Source organism: Streptomyces sp. NPDC048643 (assembly GCF_040650615.1).
Classification (GTDB): Bacteria; Actinomycetota; Actinomycetes; order Streptomycetales; family Streptomycetaceae; genus Streptomyces.
Genome location: NZ_JBEZHO010000055.1, coordinates 1 through 15,755, shown reverse-complemented (window position 1 = coordinate 15,755; position 15,755 = coordinate 1). Strand labels below are relative to the sequence as shown.

13 protein-coding genes are annotated in these 15,755 nt (G+C 70.6%); 6 read left to right on the top strand and 7 right to left on the bottom strand.

The window, feature by feature from the left end:
- The first annotated feature begins 31 nt into the window (after positions 1-31).
- From AB0C62_RS35375 to AB0C62_RS35360, 4 genes are all read left to right on the top strand, one after another.
- On the top strand, positions 32-610 hold the full coding sequence (locus AB0C62_RS35375; RefSeq protein WP_351548001.1) for a TerD family protein: 579 nt from the start codon (positions 32-34) through the stop codon (positions 608-610).
- A gap of 44 nt (positions 611-654) precedes the next feature.
- Positions 655-2,682: a TerD family protein gene (locus tag AB0C62_RS35370; protein WP_362980333.1), complete on the top strand. Its 2,028-nt coding sequence runs from the start codon at positions 655-657 to the stop codon at positions 2,680-2,682.
- A gap of 296 nt (positions 2,683-2,978) precedes the next feature.
- Positions 2,979-3,965 carry a TerC/Alx family metal homeostasis membrane protein gene (locus tag AB0C62_RS35365; RefSeq protein ID WP_362980331.1) on the top strand — a complete coding sequence of 329 codons (987 nt, stop codon included), beginning with the start codon at positions 2,979-2,981 and terminating at the stop codon, positions 3,963-3,965.
- 202 nt (positions 3,966-4,167) lie between these two features.
- The gene (locus AB0C62_RS35360; protein WP_362980329.1) at positions 4,168-5,268 is read left to right on the top strand and encodes an ionic transporter y4hA; all 1,101 of its coding nucleotides are present in this window, start codon (positions 4,168-4,170) and stop codon (positions 5,266-5,268) included.
- Between the two features lie 16 nt (positions 5,269-5,284).
- Here the strand turns inward: AB0C62_RS35360 and AB0C62_RS35355 are convergent, their stop codons facing one another.
- Together AB0C62_RS35355 and AB0C62_RS35350 are read right to left on the bottom strand one after the other, a co-directional pair.
- A complete protein-coding gene (locus AB0C62_RS35355) occupies positions 5,285-6,586 on the bottom strand; it encodes an MFS transporter (protein WP_362980327.1) in 1,302 nt (433 codons plus the stop codon).
- Between the two features lie 60 nt (positions 6,587-6,646).
- Positions 6,647-7,693 carry a S66 peptidase family protein gene (locus AB0C62_RS35350; protein WP_362980325.1) on the bottom strand — a complete coding sequence of 349 codons (1,047 nt, stop codon included), beginning with the start codon at positions 7,691-7,693 and terminating at the stop codon, positions 6,647-6,649.
- A gap of 101 nt (positions 7,694-7,794) precedes the next feature.
- On the opposite strand from AB0C62_RS35350, the gene aroQ reads away from it, so the two are divergent.
- Positions 7,795-8,268: a type II 3-dehydroquinate dehydratase gene (aroQ, locus tag AB0C62_RS35345; RefSeq protein WP_358817083.1), complete on the top strand. Its 474-nt coding sequence runs from the start codon at positions 7,795-7,797 to the stop codon at positions 8,266-8,268.
- Positions 8,269-8,271: 3 nt separating this feature from the next.
- Here aroQ and AB0C62_RS35340 read toward each other — a convergent pair whose 3' ends face one another.
- From AB0C62_RS35340 to AB0C62_RS35320, 5 genes are all read right to left on the bottom strand, one after another.
- Positions 8,272-9,039, bottom strand: a complete 768-nt coding sequence (locus AB0C62_RS35340) for an amino acid ABC transporter ATP-binding protein (protein WP_362980323.1) — start codon at positions 9,037-9,039, stop codon at positions 8,272-8,274.
- Positions 9,036-9,947, bottom strand: a complete 912-nt coding sequence (locus AB0C62_RS35335; RefSeq protein WP_362980321.1) for an amino acid ABC transporter permease — start codon at positions 9,945-9,947, stop codon at positions 9,036-9,038. The genes AB0C62_RS35340 and AB0C62_RS35335 overlap by 4 nt, the downstream gene beginning before the upstream one ends.
- On the bottom strand, positions 9,944-10,828 hold the full coding sequence (locus AB0C62_RS35330) for an ABC transporter substrate-binding protein (protein ID WP_362980319.1): 885 nt from the start codon (positions 10,826-10,828) through the stop codon (positions 9,944-9,946). The genes AB0C62_RS35335 and AB0C62_RS35330 overlap by 4 nt, the downstream gene beginning before the upstream one ends.
- Positions 10,829-10,972: 144 nt before the next feature.
- The gene (locus tag AB0C62_RS35325; RefSeq protein ID WP_362980317.1) at positions 10,973-11,629 is read right to left on the bottom strand and encodes an MBL fold metallo-hydrolase; all 657 of its coding nucleotides are present in this window, start codon (positions 11,627-11,629) and stop codon (positions 10,973-10,975) included.
- 10 nt (positions 11,630-11,639) lie between these two features.
- Positions 11,640-12,329 carry a maleylpyruvate isomerase family mycothiol-dependent enzyme gene (locus tag AB0C62_RS35320; RefSeq protein ID WP_362980315.1) on the bottom strand — a complete coding sequence of 230 codons (690 nt, stop codon included), beginning with the start codon at positions 12,327-12,329 and terminating at the stop codon, positions 11,640-11,642.
- Between the two features lie 224 nt (positions 12,330-12,553).
- Here AB0C62_RS35320 and uvrA point away from each other — a divergent pair, with 224 nt between their 5' ends.
- Positions 12,554-15,601: an excinuclease ABC subunit UvrA gene (gene uvrA, locus AB0C62_RS35315; protein ID WP_362980313.1), complete on the top strand. Its 3,048-nt coding sequence runs from the start codon at positions 12,554-12,556 to the stop codon at positions 15,599-15,601.
- The last annotated feature ends 154 nt before the right edge of the window (positions 15,602-15,755 follow it).

The following is a 15,755-nucleotide window of genomic DNA, read 5'->3' as shown; positions in this document are numbered from 1 at the left end:
AACAGGGGACAGTTCGAGAGGGGAACAGCGCGTGACGGTCAACATGACCAAGGGTCAGGCCATCAGTCTGCAGAAGAACGACGGGGGCACGCTGACCGCGGTCCGCATGGGTCTCGGCTGGCAGGCGGCTCCCCGGCGCGGCCTGTTCGGCTCGCGCACCCGGGAGATCGACCTGGACGCCTCCGCCGTGCTGTTCGCGGACAAGCAGCCCGTCGACGTGGTGTTCTTCCGGCACCTCGTCAGCGACGACGGCTCGGTGCGGCACACCGGTGACAACCTGGTCGGCGGCGTCGGCCAGGGCGGCGACGACGAGGCGATCCTCGTCGACCTGCAGCGCATCCCGGTCCACATCGACCAGATCATCTTCACCGTGAACTCCTTCACGGGCCAGACCTTCCAGGAAGTGCAGAACGCGTTCTGCCGTCTCGTCGACGAGACCAACGGCCAGGAGCTCGCCCGCTACACCCTCGCGGGCGGCGGCCAGTACACGGCGCAGATCATGGCGAAGGTGCACCGCGCGGGCACCGGCTGGCAGATGACGGCCCTCGGCACGCCGGCCAACGGCCGCACGTTCCAGGACCTGATGCCCGCGATACTGCCGCACCTGTAGGCCGGTCGGCGCGCCACGCACGAAGCGACATAGGGGGACAGGCGATGACGGCCGAGCTGGTCCGGGGGCAGAACCATCCGCTCTCCCAGGTCCGACTCGAGGTCCGGGTCTCGGCCGGGAAACCGGTCGTGGCGGGGGCCACGCTCAGCGACGAGCAGGGCAGGGTCCGCGGCGTCGAGTGGGTGGCCCACCCGGGCGCGCCCACCCTGCCCGGGCTCGAGGTCTCCCAACAGGCGGCGGCCGACCACCGTCTCGCCTTCGACCTGGACGCCCTGCCGCCCGCCGTGCACCGGGTCAGCGTGCTGCTCGCGCTGCCCACCGGGACCGGCGGCCCTGTCCGGTTCGGGGCCGTCGCCGCCCCCTTCGTCGCGGTCACCGGTCTCGAGGGTGCCGAGATCGCCACCTACACCCTCACAGGCCTCGACGCCGAATCCGCCGTCGTGGCCCTGGAGCTCTATCGCAGGCAGGACGCCTGGAAGGTCCGGGCGGTCGGCCAGGGCTACGCGGGCGGCCTCGCCGAACTCCTCGGCGACCAGGGCCTTCCCGAGGCCCGACAGCTCGCCGGGACCATCAACGAAGCGGTGGTCCAGGGCCTCGCCCGTTCGGTCGCGGCACCCCCGCCGCGGACACCGGACGGCGACCGTTCCCGGCAGGCCGCCACCTCCGCGCAGGGCCCCGACCAGCCCCGCACGGGGTCGGGACCGCAGGGCGCCCCGGGCGGCACGACACCGCCCCAGTCCCCGTACGACCTGCCCGGACCGGGGAGTGTCACCCCCGCCCCGACCGGCCGTCCGGGCGGCTCCGCGCAGCCCGACCCCTCAGCCGTCGCCCAGCCGTCCTCATCGGCCGGGGGGCCCATCGACTACAGCCACCCCGGCCGCCAGACCACCGCGCCGCCACCGCCCCCGCCGACCGCGCCACCGGCCGAGCCGGGTCAGCCGGCCCGGCCCGTCGCGGGGGACGCGACCGGCTGGTCCATGGACGAGCGGCTGTACAACCAGGTGTGGGGCATGTTCGAGGACCTGGCCCGGAGCGTCGCCGCGTACCGCAGCGCCGTCGACTTCGCCGACTCCCGCATGGAGAAGGAGCTCGACCACGCCCTCTCCGACCCGCGCAGCCGGATCGGCGGCCAGGGCGACGCAGCCCGCGAGGCCGCCCGCGCCAAGCACGCGGATCTCGTCGACCAGGCCAGAGCGGCCCTGGACCGGGATCTCGCCCAGCTGACCGCGGAGGCGGAGGTGGTGGAGCCCGCGTTGCCCACGGCCTACGCGAGCTGGGACAACCCTGTCTGGCACGGCTACCGGCCGCCCATGGAGATCCCGATGGCGGTCCGCCTCGGTGACCTCTCCCTCCCCGAGAGCGGCACGCTGAGCATTCCGATGCTGATGCGGCTGCCGCTGGAGCGGGGCCTGTGGATCGACAGCGGTCGCGCCGCGCTCGACGGTACGCTCGCCGACTCCGACCAACTGCGCCGCCTCGCCATGGACACGGCCGTGGCGCATGCCGCCCGGCTGCTCGCGGTCTATCCCGCGGGCGAGTTCACCGTCCATGTCATCGACGCGGCCGGCGCCGGAGCCCCCTCGCTCGCCCCGCTCGTACGGTCCGGGGTGCTCGCGGGTCCACCGGCGGTCGGTGCCGCCGGCGTCACGGACGTGCTGGCCCGGCTCACCCAGCGCGTCGACCTGGTGCAGATGGCGTTGCGCGGGGGAGCGGCCGACTCTCTGCCGCCCGGCCTCGACACCGCCGAGCAACTGCTGATCGTCAACGACTTCCCACACGGTTTCGACGACCGCGCCGTGACCCAGCTCCGCTACCTGGCGGACGAGGGCCCGTCCGTCGGCGTCCATCTGATGATGGTGGCCGACCGGGAGGACGCGGCCGCCTACGGGCCGCTGCTCGACCCGCTGTGGCGGGCTCTGCTGCGAGTCACACCGGTGCCGGACGATCATCTCGCCGACCCCTGGGTCGGGCACGCGTGGACCTTCGAGCCCTCCCTGATGCCCGCCGGCAGCCAGGTGCTGGAGCGCGTCCTCGCGCAGGTGGCGGCGGCCCGCCGCCCCTGGGACCGCTGACCCGCAATCACGGTTCAGGAAGCTTTACCAAGCATCAGTAAAGGTCTCTGACCTGCACACTTGGTCTTTATTTTACTTAGCCCTTTACCTTTCCTTGGTGATTCGGGTACTGTCTTTCCATACGGAGGGGAGTACTCCCTACCTGCTGCGGCGTACCCGTCAATACGGATCAGGCCAGATCCCGGGGCGTCGGCCCGCAGGCTCCGGGCGCACCCAGCGCCCCGGCGGCCTCGGGTGGAAGAGACCTCCGGTAGCGACGACGCTGAAATCTGCCGTTACGTACTGCCGGAGGCGCAGTGAATGTTTCCCTGACCCTGTGGGTCCTGACCATCGTCGGGCTTGCCGCACTCATCGCGGTCGACTTCTTCATCGGTCGAAAGCCCCACGACGTATCGATCAAGGAAGCCGGAATCTGGACGGTCGTCTGGATCGCCCTCGCCGGGCTGTTCGGACTCGGCCTGCTCCTCTTCTCCGGCGGCCAGCCAGCCGGAGAGTTCTTCGCCGGCTTCATCACCGAGAAGTCGCTGAGCGTCGACAACCTCTTCGTCTTCGTCCTGATCATGGCCAAGTTCGCCGTGCCCTCGAAGTACCAGCAGCGAGTGCTCCTCGTCGGCGTCCTCATAGCCCTGGTCCTGCGCACGATCTTCATCGCCGCGGGCGCCGCGATCATCGCCAACTTCGCGTGGGTCTTCTACATCTTCGGCGCGTTCCTCATCTACACCGCCTGGAAGCTGATCCAGGAGGCGAGGGCGGACGAGGATGACGAGGAGTTCGAGGAGAACAAGCTGCTCAAGGCGGCCGAGCGCCGCTTCGGCGTCGCCGACCGCTACCACGGCACCAAGCTGTGGATCCGGGAGAACGGCAAGCGCGTCATGACGCCGATGCTGGTCGTCATGCTGGCGATCGGCACCACCGACGTCCTCTTCGCACTCGACTCGATCCCCGCGATCTTCGGCCTGACCCAGGACCCGTACATCGTCTTCACGGCCAACGCGTTCGCGCTGATGGGTCTGCGACAGCTGTACTTCCTGATCGGCGGCCTGCTCAAGAAGCTGGTCCACCTGAGCTACGGCCTGTCGGTCATCCTCGGATTCATCGGCATCAAGCTGGTCCTGCACGCGCTGCACGAGTCCGGCGTCCATGTCCCCGAGATCTCCATCCCGGTCTCCCTCGGCGTGATCTGCGCGGTCCTCGTGGTCACCACGATCACCAGCCTGATCGCCACCAAGAAGCAGGCGCGCGTGGAGGCCGAGCAGACGAAGAAGGACAGCATCGACGTCTGACCTGGCCCGACCGACCGCAGGAACCACCAGATCGGGAGCGGTACACCGTGAACTGCCGTCCATCGTCCCCGGCGTCCGCCGCCCGGATACCGAGCGCCTCCTTCCCGGAGGTGCCGGGCCCGGGCGGTGGGTCCCGCCGGACCGGGCCTGAGCGGCACACCGTCGGAGTGCGGGGCACGCTCCCGACTGGGACGATCACGGCATGATCGTTCGGCTCCGGTCACTTCTCACGCAGTGGACCGCCGCGGTGCCCGTCGTCGCGGTGGTGCTGCTGGCCCTCACCTGGGGGCGCGACCTGCCCGCCGCGGTCGTGGCGCTGGTGACGCTCGTCCTCGCCGGCGCCGTGCTCGCCGCGGTGCACCACGCCGAGGTGGTCGCGCACCGGGTGGGTGAACCCTTCGGATCGCTCGTCCTCGCCGTCGCGGTCACGATCATCGAAGTCGCCCTCATCGTGACCCTGATGGCGGACGGCGGCGACAAGAGCTCGACACTGGCCCGCGACACGGTGTTCGCCGCCGTGATGATCACCTGCAACGGCATCGTCGGCGTGTGCCTGCTCGTCGCCTCACTCCGGCACGGACTGGCCGTGTTCAACGCCGAAGGCACCGGAGCCGCCCTCGCGACCGTCGCCACGCTGGCCACGCTCAGCCTGGTCTTCCCGACCTTCACCACCAGCAAGCCCGGGCCCGAGTTCTCCACCGCACAACTCACCTTCGCCGCGGTCGCGTCCCTGGTCCTCTACGGCCTCTTCGTGGCGACCCAGACCGTCCGGCACCGCGACTACTTCCTGCCGATCACCCGGCAGGGCCAGGTCATCGACGCGGACGACCACGCCGACGCCCCGTCCCTCCGTATGACCCGCATCAGCCTGGGGCTGCTCGGACTCGCCCTCGTCGGCGTGGTCGGACTCGCCAAGGGCGTGTCGCCCACCATCGAGTCCGGAGTCGAGGCGGCCGGCATGCCGCACTCCGTGGTCGGTGTGATCATCGCGCTGCTCGTGCTGCTCCCCGAGACGATCGCCGCCCTGAGAGCCGCCCGTCGGGACCGGGTGCAGACGAGTCTGAACCTCGCCCTCGGCTCGGCCATGGCCAGCATCGGCCTGACCATCCCTGCCGTCGCCCTCGCGTCGGTCTGGCTCTCGGGGCCGCTCGTCCTCGGACTGGGCCCCACGGAGATGGTGTTGCTGACGCTGACCGTGGTGGTGAGTTCCCTGACCGTCGTTCCCGGACGGGCCACCCCCCTCCAGGGAGGGGTCCATCTGGTGATCTTCGCCGCCTATCTGGAACTCGCCATCAACCCCTGACACCCCTGACCGGTTCTCACTCGGTCGCGCGCACGATTCTCAGGCGAGGCACCGGCCGGGTCTCCGGCAGCAGGGCGAAACAGCCGAAACTCAGCAGCGCGACCGCCGTCAGATAGCCGGCCACCCCCCACGGCACGCGCTCCCCGCTCGCCACCGCCGTCGCCACGACCGGGGTGAGCGCGCCCCCGAGGACGCCGCCCAGGTTGTAGCCGACGGCCGCGCCCGTGCACCGCACCCGGGGCTCGTACAGTTCCGGCAGGTACGCGGCGATCACCGCGAACACCGCGACGAACGCCATGAGCGCCACCAGGAATCCGACGAACATCAGCAGGGGCTCGCCGGTCGACAGCAGCCCGATCATCGGGAACATCCACAGTGCGGCACCCGCGCAGCCCGCCAGACACAGCGGCCGTCGCCCGTAGCGGTCGCTCAGCAGGGCCACCAGCGGTGTCAGGGATCCCTGCACCACCACGGCGGCCATGACGCAGGTCAGCATCACCGTCCGGCTCACCCCGAGCCGGTCGACGCCGTACGCGAGCGCCCAGGTCGTCACGGTGTAGAACACGGCGTACCCGACGGCGAGCCCACCGGCCGTCAGCAGGACGAGCCGCCAGTGGTCGCGCACCACCTCGACGAGCGGCACGCGCGCGTGGTCCCCCACCTCCAGGAACCGCGGGCTCTCCGTGAGCGAGGAGCGCAGCCACAGTCCCGCCAGGGCGAGGAGCCCGGCGGCCCAGAACGGCACCCGCCAGCCCCAGGCCGCGAACTGCGCGTCGGACAGCGTCGCGGACAACAGCAGCATCACGCCGTTGGCGAGCAGGAACCCGACGGACGGACCGATCTGCGGGAAGCTCGACCACAGTCCGCGCCGCTCCGCGGACGCGTGCTCGGCCGTCAGCAGCACGGCCCCGCCCCACTCACCACCGAGCCCGAGTCCCTGGACGAACCGCAGCACCAGGAGCAGAACCGGGGCCGCGACCCCGATCCGGTCGTACGCCGGGACACAACCGACCGCCACGGTCGCGGCACCGGTCAGCAGCAAGGAGGCGACCAGTACGGGCCGTCGCCCGCGCCGGTCCCCGATGTGCCCGAAGATCATCGAGCCCAGCGGCCGGGAGACGAACCCGACGGCGAACGTCCCGAAGGCCGCCAGCGTCCCCGCCAGGGGCGAGAAGGTCGGGAAGAACAGCGGCCCGAGCACCAGGGCTGCGGCGGTCCCGTAGACGAAGAAGTCGTAGAACTCGATGGCCGTCCCGGCGAGCGAGGCGGCCGCGAGGCGCAGCATGGAGGGGGCCCTTACGGAGCGTACGTCGTGCATGCCGCGTCAACTACCCACAGTGACGGCGGGTTACGGGGGCGTGCGGGAGTGCGGCGCGGGTCAGTAGGTGACGGTGATGCGCCGGGCCGGGCCGTCGACCCGGACCGTCCCGCCGTACGGGACGACGACCTGCGGATCGGTGTGTCCGAGGTCCACGTCGAACACGACCATCGTGTCCGGGGCGTAGCGGTCGACCGCGCGGCGGACCGCTTCCCGCTGGTCGCGCACGTACCGGGCCCGGTCCGCGGGGGCGAGTGGCCGGTCGAACGACCAGGCCTTCGGGCGGCCCATGAGGAGCGCAGGGAAGCGTCCCAGCAGGCCTCGCTCGCCCATGCCGCGCAGGATCCAGTACACGTCGTCGGCGCGGGGCATGTCCTCCGAGGTCTCCAGGAACAGCACGCGTCCGTCGTACTCGGAGAGGTCGCGGGAGATCTCGCGGTCGGCCATCAGCAGCCACGACAGGATCTCCAGGTTGCCGCCCCAGGAGCGGCCCTCGACCACCCGGTCCGGGCGCACCCACGTCCAGCCCGCCCCCGGCTCCGTCCGCGGCTCGCGGGCGAAACCCTCCGGGTCGTCCCAGGGCAGGTCGACCTCGCGGAACCGCTCCGCGGGCCGCAGTTCGTAGGGCCCGGACGTGAACAGGGCGGCCCGCACGGACTCGGCGGTCAACGGGTCCATAGTGCCGGGGCGGCCGAACTCGCACATCACCGTGGCCCCGTGGTAGCCGACGATCCCCGCGTTCCACAGGTAGGCGAGGAAGTTGGTGTTGTCGCTGTAGCCGAAGAACGGCTTCGGGTTCGCCCGGATCAACTCCCGGTCCAGCAGCGGCAGCACGGTGATCTGGTCGTCACCGCCGATCGACGCGACGACCGCCCGGATCGTCGGGTCGGCGAACGCCGCGTGCAGGTCGTCGGCCCGTTCCCGCGCCGATGAGCCCATCTTCCGGGTCGTCGGGTACTCGACCGGTTCCAGGCCGAACGTATTGCGCAGCCGCTCCAGGCCCCGTTCGTACGGCAGGGGGAGCAACCCCGGCAGCCCGCTGGACGGGGAGAGTACGGCGATCCGGTCGCCGTGCACGGGCTTGGGCGGGTACACGGGCGTGATCATGGCGAGAGGATACGAGCGGTCACCCGTCCGGTGCACCGTGATAAACCGGGTGCGAGCAGCGGTCCTCGACGGGCCGGCCGACCCGAAGGACCGGAGGAACCGTGCCCCGCACCCTCGCCAACGCCCCGATCATGATTCTCAACGGGCCCAACCTGAACCTGCTCGGACAGCGTCAGCCGGAGATCTACGGCCGTGACACGCTCGCGGACGTCGAGGCGCTGTGTGCCAAGGCGGCGTCGGCGCACGGGGGCACGGTGGACTTCCGGCAGTCCAACCACGAGGGCGAGCTGGTGGACTGGATCCACGAGGCCCGTCTGAACCACGCGGGGATCGTGATCAACCCGGCCGCCTACTCGCACACCTCCGTCGCCATCCTCGACGCGCTCAACACCTGCGACGGGCTGCCCGTCGTCGAGGTCCACATCTCCAACATCCACCAGCGCGAGGAGTTCCGGCACCACTCGTACGTGTCGCTGCGGGCCGACGGGGTCATCGCGGGCTGCGGCGTGCAGGGGTACGCGTTCGCCGTGGAGCGGGTGGCGGCACTGGCCGGTGCCGGGCTGGCCGCCACCTGAGCGTCACAGCCGCCCGGCGTCCACGATCCGCTTGAGGAAGCGCCGGGTGCGCTCCTCACGAGGGTCGCCGAAGACCTCCTCGGGCGTGCCGCGTTCGAGGATCACCCCGCCGTCCAGGAAGCACACCTGGTCCGCGACCTCACGGGCGAAGCCCATCTCGTGCGTGGCGAGGACCATGGTCATGCCGTCCTCCCTGACGTCGCGGACGACGCCCAGGACCTCGCCGACGAGTTCGGGGTCGAGGGCGGCGGTGATCTCGTCGAGGAGCAACAGCTTGGGGCGTACGGCCAACGCGCGGACGATCGCGGCCCGTTGCTGCTGGCCGCCGCTCAGCCGGTCCGGGTACTCGCCCGCCTTGGCGCCGAGGCCGAGCCGTTCGAGCAGCTCACGCGCGTGTGCCTCGGCCTCCGCGCGCCCGGTGCCGTGCACCCGGCGCGGGGCGAGGGTGATGTTCTCCAGGACGGTCATGTGCGGAAAGAGGTTGTACGCCTGGAAGACCACGCCGATCCGCCGGCGCACGGCGTCCTGGTCGGCGCGCGGGTCGGTGATCTCCTCGCCGTCCAGCCAGATCGCCCCGTCGTCGACCTCCTCCAGGAGGTTGGCGCAGCGCAGCAGCGTGGACTTGCCGGACCCGGACGCGCCGATCAGCGTGGTCACGGTGTGCGGGGCGACCTCCAGGTCGACGTCCCGCAGGACGACCGCGTCGCCGAACGTCTTGCGGACGGACTCCATGCGCAGCATCGGGCCGCCGGGGGCGGGTGCCGTGCTCATACGATGCCTCCCTGGCTGCGGCGCCGGTCCATACGGGCGGTGACCCAGTCGGTGAAGCGCGTCATGGGGATGGTCAGGGCCACGAAGAGGAGCGCGGCGACGATGTACGCCGTGTAGTTGAGGCTCCGGCCCACGATGATGTCCGCCGAGCGCATCGCCTCGACCGCGCCGCCGATGGAGACGAGGCTGGTGTCCTTCTGCAGGGACACCATGTCGTTGAGGAGCGGCGGGACCTGGCGGCGTACGGCCTGCGGCAGCACCACATGGCGCAGGGTCTGCCGGTTCGTCAGACCCAGGGAGCGTGCCGCGGCCCGCTGGGAGGGGTGCACGGACTCGATGCCGGCGCGGACGACCTCGGCGACGTACGCCGCGTAGGTGAGTACGAGGCCCGCGCCGCCGAGCAGGACCGGGTCGTCGGTGACGCCCTGCAACTGCAGGGCGGGGACGCCGAACACGACGATCGACAGACAGATGATCAGCGGCAGGCCGCGGAAGAAGTCGGTGTAGGCCGTGGCGAGGGCGCGCAGCGGCCAGTACATCGGGCCCCGCAGGGTGCGTGCCACGGCTATGAGGGTGCCCAGCACCAGCACCAGGGCGCCGCACACGACGAACAGCCGCAGGTTCAGCCACAGGCCTTCGAGGACCTTCGGGAAGGCCTCCCGCGCGAACGACGGGTCGAAGAACGTCTCCTTGGTGCGCGGCCAGCCGGGCGCGCCGACGACGACCACGTACAGCACCACGGCGACGACCAGCGTGGACAGCGCGGCGACGGCGGCCGAACGGCGGGCCCGGGTGCGCCGGTGCCGCTCGCGCTCGATCCGCCGCGGCGACGGGACGTACGGGTCGGCGCCGCCTGGCATGTCACCCTCGGCGGCATCCCCTCCCGACTCCTCCTTCACTGCCGTCACTTGAGCACCGGGGCGTCGACGGCCTCGGACAGCCACTGCTTCTCGATCTTCGCGAGCGTGCCGTCGGCACGCAGGGCGTCCACGGCCTTCGTCACGCAGGAGGTCAGCGCGCTGCCCTTGTCGAGGACGAGCCCGAACTGCTCGGGCGTCCCTCCCTGGTTCTCGAACTGACCGACGATCTTCGCGTCGGTCACCTCTGCTGCCGTGATGTAGAAGGCGGTCGGCAGGTCGGTGACGATGGCGTCGACCTGGCCGTTCTTCAGCGCGGACTTGGCCTGGTCGTTCTTCGCGTACGCCGCGGGAGACCTGGTGGGCTTCACCACGTCGTCGATGTAGTCCAGGCTCGTGGTGCCGACCTGCGCGCCGAGCTTGAGGCCCTTGAGGTCCGCGAGCCCCGTCGCCTTCGCGGCCTTGGAGCCCTTCAGCGCGATGACGGCCTGCCGCACGTCGTAGTAGCCGGACGAGAAGTCCACGGCCTTCTTGCGCTCGTCGCTGATCGACACCTGGTTGATGTCGAAGTCGAAGGTCTTCCGGCCGGGCGCGAACGCCTTGTTGAAGGGCACGCTCTGCCAGACGACATCGCCGTCCGCGTAGCCGAGCTGCTGGGCCACGGCGTACGCCACCGCCGACTCGAAACCCTTGCCGTTCGCGGGCTTGTCGTCCTTGAACCACGGTTCGTACGCGGGTTCGTCGGTCGCGATGGTGAGCTTGCCGGCCGTCCGCGTCCCCAACGAGCCCTTGGCGCAGGCCTCGGCGCTGCTTCCGGAGGCCTTGCCGGACGCCTTCTCCTCCGGCTGCGGGGCGCAGCCCACGGCGAGGGCGAGCAGGACGACGGTGCCGGCGGACGCGGCGCGGGCCAGGGCGCGTTGAGCGAGATGCATGGCGGGAGAGTGACAGCGAACCGTGCCGTCTGTCGAGGTCACGGCGGTAAATGTCCGCATGGTGGGAACGGGTGTTGCAATCCTGTGAACACTTCGGGCGTGGCCGCCCCCGCACCAGGGCGGGGACGGGGTACGCGCCCGGGTTCACCAGCCCCGCGCGCGCCACTCCGACAGGTGGGGGCGCTCGGCGCCCAGCGTGGTGTCGTTGCCGTGGCCCGGGTAGACCCAGGTCTCGTCCGGCAGCACGTCGAAGATCCTGGTCTCGACGTCGTGCAGGAGACTCGCGAACGCCTTCGGGTCCTTGTGGGTGTTGCCCACCCCGCCGGGGAAGAGGCAGTCGCCCGTGAAGACATGGGGGTGACCGTGCGGGTCGTCGTAGACGAGGGCGACCGAGCCCGGCGTGTGGCCGACCAGGTGGCGCGCGGTGAGGCGCACGTTCCCCACGAGGACGGTGTCGCCGTCCTCCAGGAGGACGTCGGTCGGGACGGGGATGCCGTCGGCGTCCTCACGGCCGGCGTACGTACGCGCGCGTGTGGCCGCGACGACGTCCGCGAGGGCCTGCCAGTGGTCGCCGTGCTGATGGGTGGTCACGACGGAGGTGATGCCGTCGTCGCCGATCAGGGTGAGCAGGGTCGAGGCGTCGTTCGCCGCGTCGATCAGGAGCTGTTCGTCGGTGGCCCGGCAGCGCAGCAGATAGGCGTTGTTGTTCATCGGGCCGACCGCGACCTTGGAGATCATCAGGTTCTGCAGCTCGTGCACGTCGGCAGGGCCGCCGACCTTCACCGCTCCGCTGTACGTCATGGCGGCCAGCCTATAGCGGGGGCAGGGCCGGCAGGGGACCGCCGTCGACGGTCAGCGCCGAGCCGTCGCGGCGTCCGCAGAGCCAGCCGAGCAGGTCGGCCGCCGTGCCCCGCACCGTGACGGGCCCGCCCGTGGCGCCGCCGCCGGTGGTCCAGGCGCGGCCGGTGTCGGAGGCCAGCTCCGTCGAGGGCACGTCCGGGTGGCCGGCGAACCGCTCCACGAGGAAGTCGATCTCCCGGTCCGTGAACTCCTCCGGCAGGTCCTCCAGCTCGTACCCGACCCCGAGGTCCACGTGGTGGAGCTCGGCCTCGGCCCACCTCCGGAACGGCACCCGGGCCGCGGCGTCGGTGACGCCGTTGCGCAGTTCGACCGTGCGCGACCAGTCGGCGGGCGCGGCCCCCGCGTCCTGGAAGCGGGCCGCGCTCTCGCGGACGTCGGCGAGCTGTGCGTCGAGGGTCCGCGGAGCGTCCCGCTCGATGTCGGCGTCCCGTGCGGTCGCGGAGGCGTACATGGGGCGGCCCTCCAGGACGTTCACGAGGGCGTCCGCGTTGCGGGCGACGTGGGCGAGCACGTGCCCACGGCTCCAGCCGGGAAGCCGTGACGGTTCCGTCACAGCGGCGTTGTCCAGTCCGGCGGCTGCGCTGAGCAGCCGATCCGTCGCGGCACGTACAGATGCCAGGTCGCGCACATGATCCATCATGGGGCCGACCCTAGCCCCGCCACACGTTCGGGTGAAGGTGGTCGGCCGCCCCCGTAAATCGAATGCACGTGCTATACGCTCGTGGGCGGCGTCGGGCATGCTGGACGGTCCGGGATTGTTGTGAACCAGGGAAAGCAACCGGCGCTGTCAGTGGCTCCCCCTAGTCTGGGAAAGACGGGGGCCTGCGGCCCCTGTCACCACTCTCAAGAAAGGTGCGGACCGGCGTGGCCGACCGTCTCATCGTCCGTGGAGCGCGCGAGCACAATCTGAAGAATGTCTCGCTCGACCTCCCGCGCGACTCGCTCATCGTCTTCACGGGCCTGTCGGGGTCGGGCAAGTCCTCCCTCGCCTTCGACACGATCTTCGCCGAGGGCCAGCGGCGCTACGTGGAGTCCCTCTCCTCGTACGCACGGCAGTTCCTCGGCCAGATGGACAAGCCGGACGTGGACTTCATCGAAGGCCTCTCCCCGGCGGTCTCCATCGACCAGAAGTCGACCTCGCGCAACCCGCGCTCGACGGTCGGCACCATCACCGAGGTCTACGACTACCTGCGGCTGCTCTTCGCCCGCATCGGCAAGCCGCACTGTCCCGAGTGCGGCCGCCCCATCTCCCGGCAGTCCCCGCAGGCCATCGTCGACAAGGTGCTGGAGCTGCCCGAGGGCAGCCGCTTCCAGGTGCTGTCACCGCTGGTCCGCGAGCGCAAGGGCGAGTTCGTCGACCTCTTCGCCGATCTCCAGACCAAGGGGTACAGCCGTGCCCGGGTCGACGGCGAGACCATCCAGCTGACCGAGCCGCCCACGCTGAAGAAGCAGGAGAAGCACACCATCGAGGTGGTCATCGACCGCCTCACGGTGAAGGACTCCGCCAAGCGCCGGCTCACCGACTCCGTGGAGACCGCCCTCGGCCTGTCCGGCGGCATGGTCGTGCTCGACTTCGTCGACCTCCCCGAGGACGACCCCGAGCGCGAGCGCATGTACTCGGAGCACCTGTACTGCCCGTACGACGACCTGTCCTTCGAGGAGCTGGAGCCCCGCTCCTTCTCCTTCAACTCGCCCTTCGGCGCCTGCCCGGACTGCACCGGCATCGGCACGCGGATGGAGGTCGACCCCGAGCTGATCGTCCCGGACGAGGAGAAGTCCCTCGACGAGGGCGCCATCCACGCCTGGTCGCACGGGCACACCAAGGACTACTTCGGCCGGCTGATCGGCGCCCTCGCGGACGCGCTGGGATTCCGCACCGACATCCCCTTCGCGGGCCTGCCGCAGCGCGCGAAGAAGGCCCTGCTCTACGGCCACAAGACGCAGATCGAGGTCCGCTACCGCAACCGGTACGGCCGCGAGCGCGTGTACACCACGCCCTTCGAAGGGGCCGTGCCCTTCGTCAAGCGGCGCCACAGCGAGTCCGAGAGCGACGCCAGCCGCGAGCGCTTCGAGGGCTACATGCGCGAGGTGCCCTGCCCCACCTGCCAGGGCACGCGCCTGAAGCCGCTCGTCCTCGCGGTGACCGTCATGGAGAAGTCGATCGCCGAGGTCGCCGCCATGTCGATCAGCGACTGCGCGGACTTCCTGGGCCGGATGAAGCTCAACGCCCGCGACAAGAGGATCGCCGAGCGTGTCCTGAAGGAGGTCAACGAAAGACTGCGCTTCCTGGTCGACGTCGGCCTCGACTACCTGTCGCTGAACCGCGCGGCGGGCACCCTCTCCGGCGGTGAGGCCCAGCGCATCCGGCTGGCCACCCAGATCGGCTCCGGACTCGTCGGTGTGCTCTACGTCCTCGACGAGCCGTCCATCGGTCTGCACCAGCGGGACAACCACCGGCTGATCGAGACCCTCGTCCGCCTCCGCGACATGGGCAACACGCTCATCGTCGTCGAGCACGACGAGGACACCATCAAGGTCGCCGACTGGGTCGTCGACATCGGCCCCGGCGCGGGTGAGCACGGCGGCAAGGTCGTGCACAGCGGTCCCTTGAAGGAGCTGCTCGCCAACCCCGAGTCGATCACCGGGCAGTACCTGTCGCGGAAGCGGGAGATCCCGACCCCGGACGTGCGCCGCCCCACCGACCCGAGCCGCAGGCTCACGGTGCACGGCGCCCGGGAGAACAACCTCCGGGACATCGACGTGTCGTTCCCGCTGGGCGTCCTCACGGCCGTCACCGGCGTGTCGGGCTCCGGCAAGTCGACCCTGGTCAACGACATCCTGTACACGCACCTGGCCCGCGAGCTGAACGGCGCGAGGAACGTGCCGGGCCGCCACACGCGCGTGGCGGGCGACGACCTCGTCGACAAGGTCGTGCACGTCGACCAGTCGCCGATCGGTCGCACCCCGCGCTCGAACCCGGCGACGTACACCGGAGTCTTCGACCACGTCCGCAGGCTGTTCGCAGAGACGACCGAGGCGAAGGTGCGGGGCTACCTGCCCGGCCGCTTCTCCTTCAACGTCAAGGGCGGCCGCTGCGAGAACTGCTCCGGCGACGGCACCATCAAGATCGAGATGAACTTCCTGCCGGACGTGTACGTCCCCTGCGAGGTCTGCCACGGGGCGCGCTACAACCGGGAGACCCTGGACGTCCACTACAAGGGCAAGTCCATCGCCGAGGTGCTGGACATGCCGATCGAGGAGGGGCTCGACTTCTTCGAGGCGGTCCCGGCGATCGCCCGCCACCTGAGGACGCTGAACGACGTCGGCCTCGGGTACGTCAGGCTCGGCCAGTCCGCGCCGACCCTGTCCGGCGGCGAGGCACAGCGCGTCAAGCTCGCCAGCGAGCTCCAGAAGCGCTCCACCGGCCGCACCGTGTACGTGCTCGACGAGCCGACCACCGGTCTGCACTTCGAGGACATCAGCAAGCTCATCACGGTGCTGTCCGGCCTGGTCGACAAGGGCAACACGGTCATCGTCATCGAGCACAACCTGGACGTCATCAAGACCGCGGACTGGGTCGTCGACATGGGCCCCGAAGGGGGCAACGGCGGTGGACTGGTGATCGCCGAGGGCACGCCCGAGGAGGTCGCCGGCGTCCCGGCCAGCCACACCGGCAAGTTCCTGCGCGAGGTCCTCGACGCCGACCGGATCAGCGACGCCGCTCCGGTGAAGGCGCCGCGCAAGGCGGCCGCCAAGAGGGCGGTCGCGGCCAAGACGCCGGCCAAGAAGGCAGCCACGAAGGCCGTCACCGGCACGGCCACCAAGGCCACCGCCAAGAAGACCGCCGCCACGTCGACGGCGGCCAAGAAGGCGGCACCCGCGAAGAAGACCACGCGGGCACGCAAGGCCTGACCGGACGCCCGGCCGGGCGGACGAGCGCATCACCGACGGCGGCGCCCCGCGGATCTCTCCGCGGTCTTCGAGATGATCGAGCGGCACGGCTCGATGGGCTTCGGCAAGGGCAACTTCAAGGCCCTCTTCGAGGCGATCGAGCGCGAGCAGGAGA